Genomic DNA, 15,773 nt, shown 5'->3' with positions numbered 1-15,773 from the left:
CTAAGGTAAGGTGAATCTTGCTACTTTCCCTGAAGTATACCCAGAAAGGTCGACAGGTTCACTCGCAAATGTCATTGATACGCCTTCTGGCGCACCTAGAATCACTTTTACAGGTCCAATCGCGGACAATTGAATGGTTTGCCCTGCTTTTTTAACACCCGTAGAAAGTGTTTTTCCATTGGCATCTTTCAATAAGATCCAACAGTCCGATGTAAACGTCATACTAATCGCTTTCTCATTTGAGTCAGCGGAAGTGTTCGATTCAGTGCTTGGCTTGCTGATTGTAGCCGTCACAGTTGGCTGAGCCATATTATCTTGAACTACCGGCTCTTGGATCTGCTCAGGCTCGGCGGTATTAGAAGATAAATCGGCTGAATCTGAGCCCGCTTCAATATTGTTTGTCGCAGGGTCTTCTGACGTCACATCATTTGCATTTTGAGATAGTGTATCTTCAACAGCGGGTGCAACTAACTCTTCTGATTCAGTGCTGATCGTATCTACGGATGCTGGTTCGGCTACGTCTTGAACTTCAGCCGTGGCCTCAGTCGTTTCATTCAATGATATGGTCAGCGTATCTTGTTGCTGATTTTGCCACCACCATAGCGAGGAAATACCCGCGATAATGGCGAAAATGCCCCAAGTCAGCTTCATAATTCTGTTGTTATGCTTCTCTACTTTGGTTTTGCGCGAGAAACTTTGCATCTCTTGCTCTTTATGTTGAGCATCGCCAGTATGATCAAGAGCGGAAAGTACTTCTTTTTCATCAAGAGAAACAGCTTTAGCGTATGATCTTAGGTAGCCACGAGTAAACGTCGCCACTTGAACGGATTCAAATTCATTATTTTCTATTTTTTGGATGGTCGAAATACGTAATCTTAAACGATCGGCTATCTGCTTTTGGCTTAACCCAAGCAGCTCACGTTTTTGTTTCAGTAGCGTTCCAGCTTCTATTTGTACTGGTGCTTGATCTGTACAGCTTTCTTGTTCCGTCGTCATCTGTAATGTACTTCTTAATCTGATATCGTCAGCTGAACTAAACACTACGCCTACCTTTTTAATTCTATTTATTGGTATATGCGTATTGACGCTCACGATATGTAAATGAATGATCTCGTGTATTACAGCTGAAAAAAGTTTTATTGTTAGTAAGTGAAATCGATAAATAGTGGTCTATTAAGCGGAAAACTAACGATTCTAAAACTCTCTACATGCTGCCGATAATCCCTATCAAACTTATTTTTTACTTCCAAGTAAAAAAGTCATGATAAGCGAATCTCATAACAAGGTAAAAACTCTGCATTAGAATTTACAGCGAACTCAAACTTTTGTCCAAAAATTAACGGAAATGTCCGAATAAACAGCGTGTTTAATTAACAAAAAGCTCGATGATCCCCCAAAACCGCGACCTAAAATACAAAAAAGCCAAAAGAGTGCATCTTTTGGCTTTTCAGATTGTAGCGGCTTATTGCTCTACACAGCTTTCACAGGAATCGTTTCACCCGCTTGTCTCTGCTTTGTGCGCTTAGTTCTATCGATCACATCACCCACTAGCTGACCACATGCAGCATCGATGTCGTCACCACGTGTTTTTCTTACCGTAACGGTATAGTCATATTGCATCAACGTTTTCATGAAACGGTCAATACGAGAGTTACTTGGCTTCTTGTATGGAGAGCCTGGGTAAGGGTTAAACGGAATTAAGTTGATTTTCGCAGGCGTATCTTTCAATAGTTCTGCCAATTCATGCGCGTGATCCATGTCGTCGTTGACGTGGTCAAGCAGTACATACTCAACCGTTACACGCCCACGGTTTGCATTTGAAGAGGCAATATAACGGCGTACCGACGCAAGGAAAGCTTCAATATCCCAACGATCATTAATCGGCATAATTTCGCTACGCAATTTATCATTTGGCGCATGCAAAGAAATAGCGAGGGCTACATCGATGTTATCAGTCATTTGATCAAGACCAGAAACGACACCTGACGTTGATACGGTTACACGACGTTTTGATAACGCGAAACCAAGATCGTCGAGCATGATTTCTAACGATGGAATCAAGTTTTTCATGTTAAGAAGAGGCTCACCCATACCCATCATAACGACATTGGTAATTGGACGACGACCTGTCTCTTTTTCTAAACCAATTTCACGAGCGGCACGCCAGATTTGACCGACAATTTCCGAAACTTTTAAGTTACGGTTAAAACCTTGCTGACCAGTTGAGCAGAATTTACATTCAAGCGCACAACCCACTTGTGAAGAAACGCATAACGTCGCTCGATCGCCGTCTGGGATATAAACCGTTTCTACATCTTGATCACCAACGCGCATTGCCCATTTGATGGTGCCGTCTTCAGAATATTGAGCATCTGCAACAGTAGGTGCTTTGATTTCTGTACGATGCTTCAATTTTTCACGTAACTTTTTATTAATATTGTTCATTGCATCGAAATCATCGACACCAAAGTGATACATCCACTTCATTAATTGATCGGCACGGAACGCTTTCTCGCCAAGCTCTTCAGCAAAAAATTTACGCAGACCTTTGCGATCAAAATCGAGTAGATTTACTTTTTCAGTGGACATGTTGCCTCTCAATGATGGAACGATATTTAAGGGCGCGAATTGTACAGCCTTTATTCGGGGACAACAAGAGTTGTAAATCCATGACTTTGTTAAGGCATTAATTTTATGTTGGTTATTTTTTAATCACACCCAATATTTAATAGCGGAGACAAAAAAAGGAAACCGAAGCTTCCTTTTTATTAGTCATAAATCTGTCACTGGGTATATTAATGACTCATTACCCACTGAATACTCTAGCGAGGGCAAATTTCAGATTCAGGGAAAAAGAACTCAATTTCACGAGCAGCCGATACAGGGCTATCTGAACCATGAACTGAGTTGTAACGCATGCTGAGTGCGTAATCGGCGCGAATCGTTCCGCATGCTGCTTCTTCTGGGTTTGTTTTACCCATCAGCTCACGGTAACGAGCAATCGCATTTTCGCCTTCAAGTACTTGAACCATGATAGGCCCAGAGGTCATGAACTCTTTTAATGCTGGGAAGAACTCTTTGCCTTCATGTTCAGCATAAAAGCCACTCGCTTGCTCTTCTGTCAAATGCACCATTTTAGCGGCAATGATTCTTAGACCTGACTTTTCAATTCGGTGATAAATTTCACCAATTAAGTTACGTTCTACTGCATCGGGCTTAACGATAGAAAACGTTTTTTCTAGAGCCATAAGGTATCCCTTCTACTTCCATTTGTTGTTATGGGGACTCGAACAGAGAGTCCCTGAATATTATTTTGCTTGTTCGATAAGTATGTTCGCTAAGGTGCGAACGCCCATACCAGTTGCGCCTGCCGCCCATTTATCATTCGCTGATTTACGGTAAGTGCCAGCACAGTCAAAGTGCAACCAACCTTTTTTGTAATCATCCACAAAGTAAGACAAGAATGCCGCGGCTGTACTTGCTCCAGGGCTGTAATCGCCACTGCTGATATTGGAGAGATCAGCAAAGTTGGATGGCAACATGCTACGGTGGAAATCGGCAAGAGGTAGAGGCCATAGCCCTTCTTTCTCTTGAGCCGCACTGGTTAGCGCCTGATGTGATAGTTCATCATCAAAGCTCAGTAGTGCATGGTAGTCATTACCCAGCGCGTTTTTCGCGGCACCGGTGAGTGTTGCGCAGTCAATGATTAACGCAGGGCTTTGCGCACTGGCGTACAGCAAACCATCCGCTAGCACTAAGCGACCTTCCGCATCGGTATTCATTACTTCAACGGTTTTGCCATTTTTATAAGTGATCACATCACCAAGTTTCAATGCTCGGCCTGAAATCATATTCTCTGCGCAGCATAAGATAAGCTTCACACGCTTATTGAGGCCACGGCTAATCGCAAGGGCAAAACCACCCGTGATCGTGCCAGCACCGCCCATATCAGATTTCATTGCGGTCATGAATCCAGATGGTTTCAAGCTGTAACCGCCTGAATCAAAAGTGATACCTTTACCCACAAGACAAGCGAAAACAGGGGCATTTTCATCGCCTGTTGGGTTGTAATCTAATTGCAGCATAGCTGAGGTGCGTGAAGAGCCGCGACCAACGGCATAAATGCCTTCCCAGCCTTCTGTAAGAAGATCTTTGTCTTTCACGATTTTAGCGGTAATTGTGCCTTCTGGAGCGACTGACTTGATAAACTCAGCGGCCATTGTGGCAAGTTGACGGGGAGCTACTTCTTCTGCGCTTTTATTGATGATATCGCGAGTCCAATCGGTCGCTTTGATTCGAGCTTCGAGCTCCGCTTGTTCACCCTCGGCAAGTGAATCCCACTCAAGATAGTTTTTTTTCTTTGGTCCACGGTAGCCTTGATGGAAGGCCCAGACACTTTCTAAGCTCCAGCCCTCGCCTTGTAGTGCAATAGACTGAATGCCCTGTCCGTCTAACTTACGTGCAGCGCGTTGAACGGCGCCAAAATCATGCGACTCATTTAAGTGAATCGTTGCGCCATTTTCAGAAAATGACAAAATTGCGTTCTCTCCCCACTGAGGCTGGGCAGTTTCTTTACTTAAAAATACAGACATCTGTGTAGACATGGTTTCTCCTTGTCCGAGATAGCGTTTCTACGCCATGTGTGATTACTTTGTGATATTGGCTAGATGTTAGCATTTTGTAGAGATAAAAGGTCGCTATGATAAAAAAACGGACCATAAGGTCCGCTATTTTTAGTAAGAAATGTTAACTGCGCTACGTTTTCAAAACACGAATCATTCAATTAATCCGCTTCATCCATCCAACATAGAATTACCGCTTCTAATATTTTCTCATTAGAGTTATTGGGTTCATCCTCAAATCCGTCTAATTCCGTGATCCATCGATGTAAATCAGTGAAGCGAACGGTTTTAGGATCGGTGTCTGGATATAAGTCGCAAAGCTCAATCGCAATATCTCGCGAATCAGTCCATCTTAAGCTCATAATCAACTCCTTTAATTATCGTTAACGTTGAAGCGCGTCTTAATGATCTTCAGATGCGTGGTTCAATGTGTATTTAGGGATCTCAACGACAAGGTCTTCATCGGTTACTACGGCTTGGCAACCTAAGCGAGATTCAGGCTCCAGTCCCCATGCTTTATCTAGCATGTCATCTTCCAGCTCTTCACTCTCTTCTAGCGAGTCAAACCCTTCACGGATGATCACGTGGCAAGTGGTACAAGCGCATGATTTTTCACATGCATGCTCAATTCCGATACCATTTTTTAGTGCTACATCAAGAACAGTTTCGCCCTTTTGAGCTTCAAATACTGCGCCTTCAGGGCAAAGATCTTCATGAGGTAAAACAATTATTTTAGGCATTCTTAATCTCGGTCTTCATATAACTAATTAATATTGGTCAAATTAACGATTAAATATCGTTGACTGACTGCCCTGATAAAGCAGCTCGAATCGATTTGTCCATACGACGAGAAGCAAAGTCTTGGCTTGCTTTATCTGTCTCTTTTATTCCTAATTCAATCGCTTCGGCACTGTGGCCATTTCGCAATTCAATCAATGATTCGATGGAGGCTAGCAAAGCTTGCTTTTCTGTCTCTGAGAGCAGTTCATCGCCATCCGCATTCATCGCAACAATCAAGCCTTCTATGACTCGGTCCGCTTCCACTTTTTGCTCTGCCAGAGTACGTGCATCCATATCTTCTTGAGCGTATGTCATCGAATCTTTCAGCATGCTTGCGACTTCATTCTCACTTAAACCATAGGAAGGTTTAACTTGTATCTCCGCTTGAACGCCAGTGCTTTTCTCCATAGCAGTAACAGACAGTAGGCCATCAGCGTCTACTTGATATGTCACGCGGATATGCGCTGCACCTGCCGCCATTGGTGGAATACCTTTAAGCGCAAAACGAGCCAGTGAGCGACAATCGTCTACCATTTCTCGTTCACCTTGGACGGTGTGTACGGTCATTGCCGTTTGCCCATCTTTAAAGGTGGTAAATTCTTGAGCTTTAGCTACTGGGATAGTGGTATTGCGTGGAATGATTTTTTCAACCAAACCACCCATGGTTTCAATACCGAGTGACAATGGGATAACGTCTAGCAGTAACATTTCAGAATCAGGTTTGTTGCCTACTAAAATATCCGCTTGAATCGCTGCGCCTATCGCGACAACTTCATCAGGGTTAATGCTGGTTAGAGGTGTTTTACCAAAGAAGTCACCCACCATGTCACGCACTAATGGCGTTCTTGTTGAACCGCCCACCATCACGACGTTCTGTACATCATCAGCATCTACATCTGAATCTTTCAGCGCACGTCGGCAAGACAATAAGGTTTTTTTAACAAGTGGTCGTAAAATATCATTCAGTTCGTCACGGCTTAATGAGCCATTCCAGCCGAGTACACTTACTTGGGCAATATCACTATCTGAAAGGGCAATTTTAGCGTCCGTCGCAGCATCCAATAACTGGCGTTGCTGCTCCGCTGTGATTGGAGCATCAAGATTGATTTGGCTTTGGAAATGTTCAGCGATCAAGTGGTCAAAATCATCTCCACCTAGTGCTGAGTCACCGCCTGTTGCCAACACTTCAAAGATACCTTTCGACAGGCGAAGAATGGAGATATCAAAAGTACCACCACCGAGATCGTAAACAGCAATAACGCCTTCTTGACCTGAATCGAGACCGTATGCAATGGCTGCTGCTGTTGGTTCGTTTAGTAGGCGTAGAACATGTAAGCCAGCAAGGTTTGCCGCATCTTTTGTTCCCGCACGTTGGGCATCATCAAAATAAGCAGGGACAGTAATAACCACACCAGACAGTTCACCACCGAGCGTTTGCTCTGCGCGATGAGTTAGTGCTTTTAAAATATCCGCCGATACTTGAATCGGGTTTTTAGCCCCTTGCGCGGTTTCTAAAACTGGAAGTCCGTTATCACTTGCAACAAATTGGTAAGGCAGTGAAGGATAGCGAGATTGAATATCGGCTAATGAACGACCAATCAGACGTTTTACTGAAATGATCGTATTTTTTGGATCTGTCTGCGCCAATGCACGTGCGTCATGACCGACTGAGTGCGTCACGGCATCGCTTTGTGCTGCCGGGTAATGAACAACCGATGGCAAAATACTGCGCTGTTGCTCATCCAATAGGGTCGTCGCGTTTCCACTACGAACACTTGCCACTAATGAGTTAGTCGTACCGAGGTCGATACCGACGGCAAGTTTATGTTCATGAGGTGCAGAGCTTTGGCCGGGTTCTGCAATTTGGAGTAGTGCCATGGGTTGGTCCTTATTATCTAAACTAACCGAGTAAACGATCTTCGACGAGTTCTATTTCATGCTTTAATTTCGCAACAAACTTTAGCTTTCTTACTCTATCCGCAGCTTGAATCCATAGGTTTTGATCTAATTCTTCTTCTATGGCTTTTAAATGCTGCTTATACATTTTGCTTACTTTGCTATCAAAGTCATATACAGCATCTTCAACATCAGCACTTGCAGCGATATCTTCTAGCTCTTCACGTAGTTCCATCTGTTCCATTAGAAACTCAGGATCTTGCATCGTCTGCTGCTCTGCTCGAATATCAATACTTTGCAATAAAAGCATGTACTCTGCACGAGAAATGGGATTTTTTAATATTTGATATGCATCGTTAATTTGCGCCGCTTTTTGAACTGAAAGCAGGCGATCACGCTCAGATGCCGTCGCAAAGTTATCTGGGTGAAAACGACGTTGCAGTTCTCTAAACTGCGAAGAAAGAAGGCTACCATCCAGTGAAAACTGAATTGGTAGCCCAAATAATTCAAAATGATTCATGTAAAAATCAGGTCCTAAGTTCTAGGCCCTAGCTAAGAGCCTAGCTAATATGGAATGGCTATTTATACGTTAAAGCTTTCACCACAACCACACTCGCTTTTCGCGTTCGGGTTGTTGAATTCAAAGCCTTCGTTAAGCCCTTCTTTCACATAATCAAGCTCAGTGCCATCTAGGTAAACCAAGCTTTTCGGGTCGATAATAACGGTGACACCTGAATGTTCAAACGTTTTGTCTTCTTCATTCAAGTCATCCACAAATTCTAAAACATAAGCCATGCCGGAACAGCCCGTCGTTTTTACACCTAGTCTCAAACCGATGCCTTTGCCTCGATTATCTAGAAATGCTCTAACTCGGCTTGCTGCTGCTTCTGTCATTGTGATGGCCATACTACAACCTTGTTCTATTTTCTGTGGAATTCATTTAGGAGGCTTTCACCTCCCATTGTTATTAATCGAGGTTATTAATCGTGTTTCTTTTTGTAATCAGCAACAGCCGCTTTAATTGCATCTTCGGCAAGAATTGAACAGTGTACTTTCACTGGAGGCAATTCTAGCTCTTCTGCAATTTCTGCATTTTTGATTGCTGCCGCTTCGTCAATGCTTTTACCTTTAACCCACTCAGTCACCAGTGAGCTAGAAGCAATCGCAGAACCGCAACCGTACGTTTTAAACTTCGCATCTTCGATAATACCTTCTGGTGTTACCTTGATTTGTAGTTTCATTACATCGCCACATGCTGGAGCACCGACCATGCCGCTACCTACACTTGGGTCTTCTTTATCAAAAGCACCAACGTTGCGTGGATTTTCGTAGTGATCAATTACTTTTTCGCTATAAGCCATGATAGTTTCCTCTCTTCCTCTACTGACTAGGGATTAGTGATGCGCCCACTCAACAGTGTCCAGATCAATCCCTTCTTTATACATATCCCATAGAGGAGACATGTCGCGTAATTTATTTACGGCTACACGAATTTGTTCAATTGCGTAGTCCACTTCTTCTTCCGTAGTAAAACGGCCGAATGAAAATCTTACTGAGCTATGTGCTAATTCATCATTTAGACCAAGTGCACGTAGAACATATGACGGTTCCAAACTTGCTGATGTACAAGCTGAACCTGAAGACACTGCAAGATCTTTAAGAGACATAAGCAGCGACTCACCTTCGACGAAGGCAAAGCTAACGTTAAGGTTGTGCGGAACACGTTGGTCCAAATCACCGTTAACGGTTACGGCTTCAAGATCTTTCACGCCGTTGAGTAAACGCTCACGTAACGCTTTAGCATGATCAAAATCGAACTGCATATCTTGTTTAGCAATGGCAAAAGCCTCACCCATGCCCACAATTTGGTGCGTCGCTAAAGTACCTGAACGGAAACCACGCTCATGACCACCACCATGCATTTGCGCTTCTAGGCGAATACGTGGTTTACGGCTAACATAAAGCGCACCAATGCCTTTAGGTCCATACACTTTATGAGCTGATAGTGAAATCAGATCCACTTTCATCTCTTGTACGTCTAGTGGAATTTTACCCGCTGATTGTGCGGCATCGACGTGGAAAATGATTTTGCGTTCACGACACATTTCACCAATTGATGAGATATCTTGAATCACACCAATTTCGTTATTCACGTGCATGATAGAGACAAGAACGGTGTCTTCACGCATTGCTTCTTGAAGCTTATTCAGATCGATGATGCCATTCGCTTCTGGTGCAAGGTAAGTCACTTCATAACCTTCACGCTCAAGTTGGCGACATGGATCTAATACGGCTTTGTGTTCTGTTTTGCAGGTAATGACATGCTTACCTTTCTTACCATAAAAGTGCGCGGCACCTTTTATCGCAAGGTTATCTGATTCTGTTGCACCAGATGTAAATACGATTTCACGTGGGTCTGCATTCAATAAACCTGCGATCTGCTCACGAGCGTTATCAACTGCTTCTTCAGCCTGCCAGCCATAGCGATGCGAACGAGATGCCGGATTACCAAAGTTTCCGTCCATCGTCATGCATTGAACCATCTTTTCAGCCACTCGAGGATCTACTGGACATGTTGCTGAATAGTCAAAATAAATAGGCAGTTTCATTCTCTACTCCAATGTAAACATGGTCGCTTATGAGCGAACATTGACACCGATGGGAGCGGTGCTTGTATTTTTTTGTGCAAACCCATGATTTACCGCAAGATCAATGTCTTGTCGGCCTGAAATTTCTAACACTTCATTATCTTCCATCAACTCTCCAAGAGTGATGTTATTTAAGAAGTCGCTAATGCGTGAACTTAAATCGCGCCAAAGTGTATGAGTAAGACAGCGAGTGCCACCCTGGCAACCCTCTCGCCCATGGCACTTAGTTGCATCTACTGATTCATCGACGGCGGCAATCACGGTTCCAATCGCGATATCATTGGCATCTGCGCCTAAACGATATCCACCACCAGGGCCACGTACACTTGCCACTAAACCCGCTTTACGTAACTTGGAAAATAACTGCTCTAAATATGAGAGTGAAATACCTTGTCGCTCTGAAATATCAGCCAGAGGCACGGGGTTATTTGTCGAATGCAATGCAACATCCAGCATGGCTGTCACCGCATATCTTCCTTTAGATGTAAGTTTCATACCATCACCGTATCCACATTGATTATGTGGATACGATTTTTCCATACCCGACTATTTTAGTCAAGTATTTATTTGACTGTTTTAGTCAAGTATTTAACCCTAATATAAAAGCGGCTATTTTGAGCTATTTATGCTTCTTTCTACAGAGGTCAAAACACCTCTTAAGGTATTGATCTCTTGTAACTCTGGTCTAGCTCGGCTAAATAAACGACGTAATTTATTCATCACTTGCCCAGGCTGATCCTTAGAGATGAATTGGGTATCCAACATCACTTTTTCAAGGTGCTCATAGAACATTTCTAGCTCTTTGTGACGTGGGTACTCTTCTTGTTCTTGAGGTGCATATTGGCTCTTCTCTCTTTCAAGATGTGCAACCCTAATTTCATAACTTAAGGTTTGTACTGCCATTGCTAAGTTCAGGGAGCTGTATTCAGGGTTAGCCGGAATACAAACGTGGAAGTGACATTTTTGCAGCTCTTCATTAGTAAGACCTGTACGCTCACGACCAAAAATAAGTGCCACTGGGTGCTTTTCACCCTCTACGGAAAACTTTTCACCGCACTCTCTCGGCTCTAGCATCGGCCACTCTAAAGTACGTGAACGAGCACTTGACCCTACAACTAGGCCACAATCTGCGATCGCCTCATCTAACGTCTCAACGATTTGAGCGTTCATTGCAATATCCCCAGCCCCGGCAGCCAATGCCATCGTCTGTGAATCGACTTCACACTGGGGAGCCACCAATACCATTTGGTTAAGCCCCATAACTTTCATTGCACGAGCTGCTGAACCAATGTTACCGGGATGAGAGGTTCCTACTAAAACGACTTTTACATTGTCTAACATAACTTGACGACACCACTAAAATTAAAACCGCGAGATAATAACAAAAAACAAAACAAGCTTATATAGCCACCGCGATACTCCTGTCATTCAAGACATTTAAAAACTCACTAAACACGCTAGATCACAATTTTCATCTGTCATTCGATTGAAAAGCTCATTAAATAACCACTTCCTTTTTAATAAAAGTTTGGTATACTCCCCGCCGCTTTAAATCGTTCTTTAACATCCGTTGGGAAAATCCTTATGCATCCTATGCTAAATATTGCTATACGCGCTGCGCGTAAAGCAGGCAATCATATTGCTAAATCGTTAGAAACTGTTGATAAAATTGAGATCACTCAAAAAGGTAATAACTCATTTATTACTAATATCAATGAAGAAGCTGAATACCTTATTCTTGAAACTATCAAAGCTTCTTACCCAGATCACAGCACGATTGCGGAAGAAAGCGGCCTTATCGAAGGCTCTGATTCAAGTGTACAATGGATTATCAACCCACTGGATGGCACGAATAACTTCGTAAAAGGCTTCCCACACTTCTCAGTATCTATCGCTGTTCGTATCAACGGTAAAACTGAAGTCGCTTGTGTTTATGACCCAATGCTAAATGAACTATTCACAGCTCAACGTGGTGCTGGCGCTCAACTAAACAATGCTCGTCTACGTGTATCTCAACTTAAAGACCTTCAAGGTTCTGTTCTTGCGACAGGTTTCCCTTACAATCAAAAGCAGCACTCTGAAAGCTACCTAAAAATTCTTTCTGCTCTATTTACTGATTGTTCTGATTTCCGTCGTACAGGTTCTGTAGCGCTAGACTTATGCTACCTAGCCGCTGGCCGTGTTGATGGTTACTTCGAACTAGGTTTGAAACCTTGGGATCTTGCTGCTGCTGAGCTTATTGCTCGTGAATCTGGCGCTATCCTGACTGACTTTGCTGGTGGTACTGAGTACATGAAGTCTGGCAATATCGTTGCATCAAGTGCCCGCGGTGTTAAGTGTATGCTTAAGACTATCCGTGAACACGGTAACGAAGCTATCTGTAAGTAATTTAACTTACTCAAAATTGTAAACGCCCGCATAGCAATATGCGGGCGTTTTTTTATGCCTATTACTGAGTCCTTTCTGATTTAAACTTGAATCTTATAGTGCCATCTTTGAAATGAAGCTTTTATGCATGGTTCTGATGAAATAGCGGCAAGCAAACAAAAAGTGACAAGCAAATAAAAAGCCGCTGATTTCTCAGCGGCTTTTTGTGACAACTTGTCTAGATGAGTTAACTCTCGTTAAGGCATCTCGTCAAATTCAGCGCCTTCTTTGTCAATCTGTGGTGGCATTAGGTGTTCACGAGTGATACCTAGTTTAAGAGCCAGTGCAGATGCAACATAGATAGAAGAGTAAGTACCAACAGTGATACCTAACAGCAATGCCGTTGCAAAGCCGTGGATCATTGCCCCACCTTGTGCGAACAATGCAATAACAACAAACAAAGTAGTACCGGAAGTAATCAAAGTACGACTTAATGTTTGTGTGATTGAATTATTCATCACTTCAGCAGACTCACCTTTACGCATTTTGCGGAAGTTTTCACGGATACGGTCAAATACTACGATGGTATCGTTGAGGGAGTACCCCACTACCGTCAATAGTGCTGCCACAATCGTTAAGTCCACTTCAATCTGCATGATGGAGAATACACCCAGCGTGATAATAACATCGTGCGTTAATGCGAGTACCGCACCAGCAGCAAGACGCCACTCAAAACGCATTGATACGTATATCAAAATACAGATTAATGAAACGATAATGGCTAAACCACCCGCTTCAGTTAGTTCATCGCCAACGTTAGGACCAACAAACTCGATACGGCGCATCTCTACGCTTTCGCCAGTTCCATCTTCAATCGCTGATAGAATCTGGTTACCAAGAGTTTCACCTTGAAGGTCATCTCTTGGACGCAAACGAACCATTACTTCACGAGCAGAACCAAAGTTTTGTACCGTTGCATCGCCAAAACCTTTTGCCTGTAAAGCACCACGAATATCTTCTAGGTTTGCTGGTTGCTCAAAACCAACTTCAATCAGAGTACCGCCCGTAAAATCTAAACCCCAATTCAACCATTTTGTTGAAAGAGTAAAGATTGCAGCACCAATCATGATTATAGAAAAAGCAAAGGCAAATTTAGACCAACGCATAAAGTCGATCGTTTTGTCTGCTTTCAAAATCTGAAACATCACATTTCCCTTAGCTTAGATCGACAGTTTATCGATACGTTTGCCACCATATAGCAGGTTCACGACACAACGCGTTCCAACAATAGCGGTAAACATAGAAGTCAGAATACCGATAGACAGAGTCACGGCGAAACCTTTGATTGCACCTGTACCTACAGCAAACAAAATAATTGCTGTAATTAAGGTCGTAATGTTCGCATCGGCAATAGTACTGAATGCATTGGCGTAACCTTGGTGAATCGCTTGTTGTGGATTACGTCCATCACGTAGCTCTTCACGAATACGCTCAAATATCAGCACGTTCGCATCCACCGCCATACCAACGGTCAAAACGATACCAGCGATACCAGGAAGCGTCATGGTTGCCCCAGGGATCATCGACATGACACCGATGATCAATACTAGGTTTGCCATTAGTGCCATGTTCGCAATTAAGCCAAACTTACGGTAGTACAGTAGAGTAAACAGCATAACTGCCGCCATACCCCAAACACACGCCATCACACCCATATCGATGTTCTGTTGACCCATAGATGGACCAATTGTGCGCTCTTCAACGATTGAGATTGGAGCAATAAGAGCACCAGCACGAAGTAGCAGAGCTAAGTTATGAGCTTCTGACGCTGAATCAATGCCTGTAATTCGGAAACTACGGCCAAGCGTTGATTGAATCGTTGCTTGGTTGATCACCTCTTCATGCTTAGTCAGGATAACGCTGCCTTCTGGGTTTTTACGCCCACTGTCTTTGTACTCAGCAAATACGGTTGCCATAAGCTTACCGATGTTTTTACGTGAGAACGCTGACATTTTGCTGCCACCTTCACTATCAAGTGAGATATTCACTTGTGGACGACCGTACTCATCAACGCTTGAACTTGCGTCTGTAATGCTTGAACCACCAAGGATTACACGTTTCTTCAGTACGACAGGGCGACCATTACGATCTTGTTTGATTTCGCTTCCAGCAGGCGCTCGGCCACTTGCCGCTGCTGCTAAGTCAGCTTTGTCATCCACTTCACGGAATTCAAGGGTCGCTGTTGCACCTAAAATTTCTTTAGCGCGAGCAGTATCTTGAACACCAGGCAATTCCACAACGATTCGGCTTGCACCTTGACGTTGAACAAGAGGTTCAGCAACACCAAGTTCGTTTACACGATTACGCAAAATAGTAATATTCTGCTCAACAGCGTAGTTACGAATCTCTTGAAGGCGAGCTTCCGTAAACTTAGCCACCAGCGCAAAACGACCATTTGATACTGACTCTTCAAACGTCATATCTTGGTGTTTTGATGCAAGGCTTTGTTTAGCTTGAGAGAGTTGCTCTTCATTGCGAAGTAATACTTCTACCGCGTCTTTACCCGATGGGCGAATAGAGCGGTAACGAATTTTTTCTTCACGCAGTTCACTTCTAAAGGCTTCTTCTTGCTGTCCAACAAGCTTACCCATCGCAGCATCCATATCCACTTCCATTAAGAAGTGAACACCACCACGTAAATCAAGGCCAAGTTTCATTGGTGCAGCACCAATAGACTCAAGCCAATCCGGGGTAGAAGCCGCTAAGTTAAGGGCAACAATGACATCTTTGCCTAATGCTTCACTAATGATATCGCGAGCACTAATTTGGGTGTCAGTATCGGTAAAACGAACAAGAATAGAACCGTTTTCTAGAGCAACGGATTTATGAGATAAGCTCTTTTCATCAAGAGCTTCGGTGACAGCATCCAGCGTCGACATATCTACAGAGGCGCCACGCACCCCTGTGACTTGAATCGCCGGATCTTCACCGTATATATTTGGAAGAGCGTATAACGCTGCAATGGCGATGGAGAACACCACCATTAGATACTTCCATAACGGGTAACGGTTTAGCACAGCGAGGATCCTCTAGCTGTTATAGAGACTTAAGCGTACCTTTAGGTAGCACTGCAGTAACGAAATCTTTTTTGATCACAACTTCGTTATTATCGTTAAGTGCAATTGACACGTAGTCATTGTCTTCAGCGATTTTCGTAATTTTGCCTACAAGGCCGCCACTAGTCAGTACTTCGTCGCCTTTACCCATCGCGCTCATTAAGCTTTTGTGCTCTTTTACACGTTTCGCTTGTGGACGGTAAATCATGAAGTAGAAGATTACTGCGAACATGCCTAGCATGATTAGCATTTCGAAACCGCCACCTTGTGCAGCGCCTTCAGCAGCTGCGTGAGCTTGAGAAATAAACATTTAAAAACATCCTCTATTTAATTTTTATTGATAA

Annotated in this window: 17 protein-coding genes; 1 reads left to right on the top strand and 16 read right to left on the bottom strand. The window is 43.4% G+C overall.

The window, feature by feature from the left end; translation table 11 throughout:
- From rodZ to trmJ, 13 genes are all read right to left on the bottom strand, one after another.
- The gene (gene rodZ, locus FCV43_RS12880; protein WP_136995436.1) at window positions 1–996 is read right to left on the bottom strand and encodes a cytoskeleton protein RodZ; all 996 of its coding nucleotides are present in this window, start codon (window positions 994–996) and stop codon (window positions 1–3) included.
- Between the two features lie 474 nt (window positions 997–1,470).
- The gene (locus FCV43_RS12875; RefSeq protein WP_017053769.1) at window positions 1,471–2,589 is read right to left on the bottom strand and encodes a bifunctional tRNA (adenosine(37)-C2)-methyltransferase TrmG/ribosomal RNA large subunit methyltransferase RlmN; all 1,119 of its coding nucleotides are present in this window, start codon (window positions 2,587–2,589) and stop codon (window positions 1,471–1,473) included.
- Window positions 2,590–2,822: 233 nt separating this feature from the next.
- Complete coding sequence (gene ndk, locus FCV43_RS12870; protein WP_017053768.1) at window positions 2,823–3,248, bottom strand: nucleoside-diphosphate kinase; 426 nt, start codon at window positions 3,246–3,248, stop codon at window positions 2,823–2,825.
- 60 nt (window positions 3,249–3,308) lie between these two features.
- Window positions 3,309–4,604 carry an aminopeptidase PepB gene (gene pepB / locus FCV43_RS12865; protein WP_017053767.1) on the bottom strand — a complete coding sequence of 432 codons (1,296 nt, stop codon included), beginning with the start codon at window positions 4,602–4,604 and terminating at the stop codon, window positions 3,309–3,311.
- Between the two features lie 179 nt (window positions 4,605–4,783).
- Window positions 4,784–4,984 carry a Fe-S cluster assembly protein IscX gene (gene iscX / locus FCV43_RS12860; protein ID WP_017053766.1) on the bottom strand — a complete coding sequence of 67 codons (201 nt, stop codon included), beginning with the start codon at window positions 4,982–4,984 and terminating at the stop codon, window positions 4,784–4,786.
- A gap of 39 nt (window positions 4,985–5,023) precedes the next feature.
- Window positions 5,024–5,362, bottom strand: coding sequence for an ISC system 2Fe-2S type ferredoxin (gene fdx, locus FCV43_RS12855; RefSeq protein WP_017053765.1), 339 nt, complete (start codon window positions 5,360–5,362; stop codon window positions 5,024–5,026).
- A 49-nt stretch (window positions 5,363–5,411) separates the two neighbouring features.
- The gene (gene hscA, locus FCV43_RS12850; RefSeq protein ID WP_136995424.1) at window positions 5,412–7,280 is read right to left on the bottom strand and encodes a Fe-S protein assembly chaperone HscA; all 1,869 of its coding nucleotides are present in this window, start codon (window positions 7,278–7,280) and stop codon (window positions 5,412–5,414) included.
- 22 nt (window positions 7,281–7,302) lie between these two features.
- Window positions 7,303–7,818, bottom strand: a complete 516-nt coding sequence (hscB, locus tag FCV43_RS12845) for a co-chaperone HscB (RefSeq protein WP_017053763.1) — start codon at window positions 7,816–7,818, stop codon at window positions 7,303–7,305.
- A 62-nt stretch (window positions 7,819–7,880) separates the two neighbouring features.
- Window positions 7,881–8,204, bottom strand: coding sequence for an iron-sulfur cluster assembly protein IscA (gene iscA, locus FCV43_RS12840; RefSeq protein WP_017053762.1), 324 nt, complete (start codon window positions 8,202–8,204; stop codon window positions 7,881–7,883).
- A gap of 74 nt (window positions 8,205–8,278) precedes the next feature.
- On the bottom strand, window positions 8,279–8,659 hold the full coding sequence (iscU, locus tag FCV43_RS12835) for a Fe-S cluster assembly scaffold IscU (protein ID WP_017053761.1): 381 nt from the start codon (window positions 8,657–8,659) through the stop codon (window positions 8,279–8,281).
- 33 nt (window positions 8,660–8,692) lie between these two features.
- Window positions 8,693–9,907, bottom strand: coding sequence for an IscS subfamily cysteine desulfurase (locus FCV43_RS12830; protein ID WP_017053760.1), 1,215 nt, complete (start codon window positions 9,905–9,907; stop codon window positions 8,693–8,695).
- A gap of 27 nt (window positions 9,908–9,934) precedes the next feature.
- Complete coding sequence (gene iscR / locus FCV43_RS12825; protein ID WP_017053759.1) at window positions 9,935–10,441, bottom strand: Fe-S cluster assembly transcriptional regulator IscR; 507 nt, start codon at window positions 10,439–10,441, stop codon at window positions 9,935–9,937.
- Window positions 10,442–10,555: 114 nt separating this feature from the next.
- A complete protein-coding gene (trmJ, locus tag FCV43_RS12820) occupies window positions 10,556–11,287 on the bottom strand; it encodes a tRNA (cytosine(32)/uridine(32)-2'-O)-methyltransferase TrmJ (RefSeq protein WP_136995423.1) in 732 nt (243 codons plus the stop codon).
- 243 nt (window positions 11,288–11,530) lie between these two features.
- Here trmJ and suhB point away from each other — a divergent pair, with 243 nt between their 5' ends.
- On the top strand, window positions 11,531–12,334 hold the full coding sequence (suhB, locus tag FCV43_RS12815) for an inositol-1-monophosphatase (protein WP_017053757.1): 804 nt from the start codon (window positions 11,531–11,533) through the stop codon (window positions 12,332–12,334).
- A gap of 236 nt (window positions 12,335–12,570) precedes the next feature.
- Here suhB and secF read toward each other — a convergent pair whose 3' ends face one another.
- Genes secF through yajC form a run of 3 tightly spaced genes read right to left on the bottom strand, consistent with a single transcriptional unit; the run spans window position 12,571 to window position 15,739 of the window.
- Complete coding sequence (secF, locus tag FCV43_RS12810; RefSeq protein WP_017053756.1) at window positions 12,571–13,518, bottom strand: protein translocase subunit SecF; 948 nt, start codon at window positions 13,516–13,518, stop codon at window positions 12,571–12,573.
- Window positions 13,519–13,533: 15 nt separating this feature from the next.
- Window positions 13,534–15,390: a protein translocase subunit SecD gene (gene secD, locus FCV43_RS12805; RefSeq protein WP_084654895.1), complete on the bottom strand. Its 1,857-nt coding sequence runs from the start codon at window positions 15,388–15,390 to the stop codon at window positions 13,534–13,536.
- 19 nt (window positions 15,391–15,409) lie between these two features.
- A complete protein-coding gene (gene yajC / locus FCV43_RS12800; protein WP_017053754.1) occupies window positions 15,410–15,739 on the bottom strand; it encodes a preprotein translocase subunit YajC in 330 nt (109 codons plus the stop codon).
- Between the last annotated feature and the right edge of the window lie 34 nt (window positions 15,740–15,773).

Origin of the sequence: Vibrio genomosp. F6, from assembly GCF_005146325.1 — a bacterium.
GTDB classification, from domain to species: domain Bacteria; phylum Pseudomonadota; class Gammaproteobacteria; order Enterobacterales; family Vibrionaceae; genus Vibrio; species Vibrio cortegadensis.
Note: the sequence above shows the minus strand (reverse complement) of the source record. Positions and strands in the feature narration are given on the sequence as shown.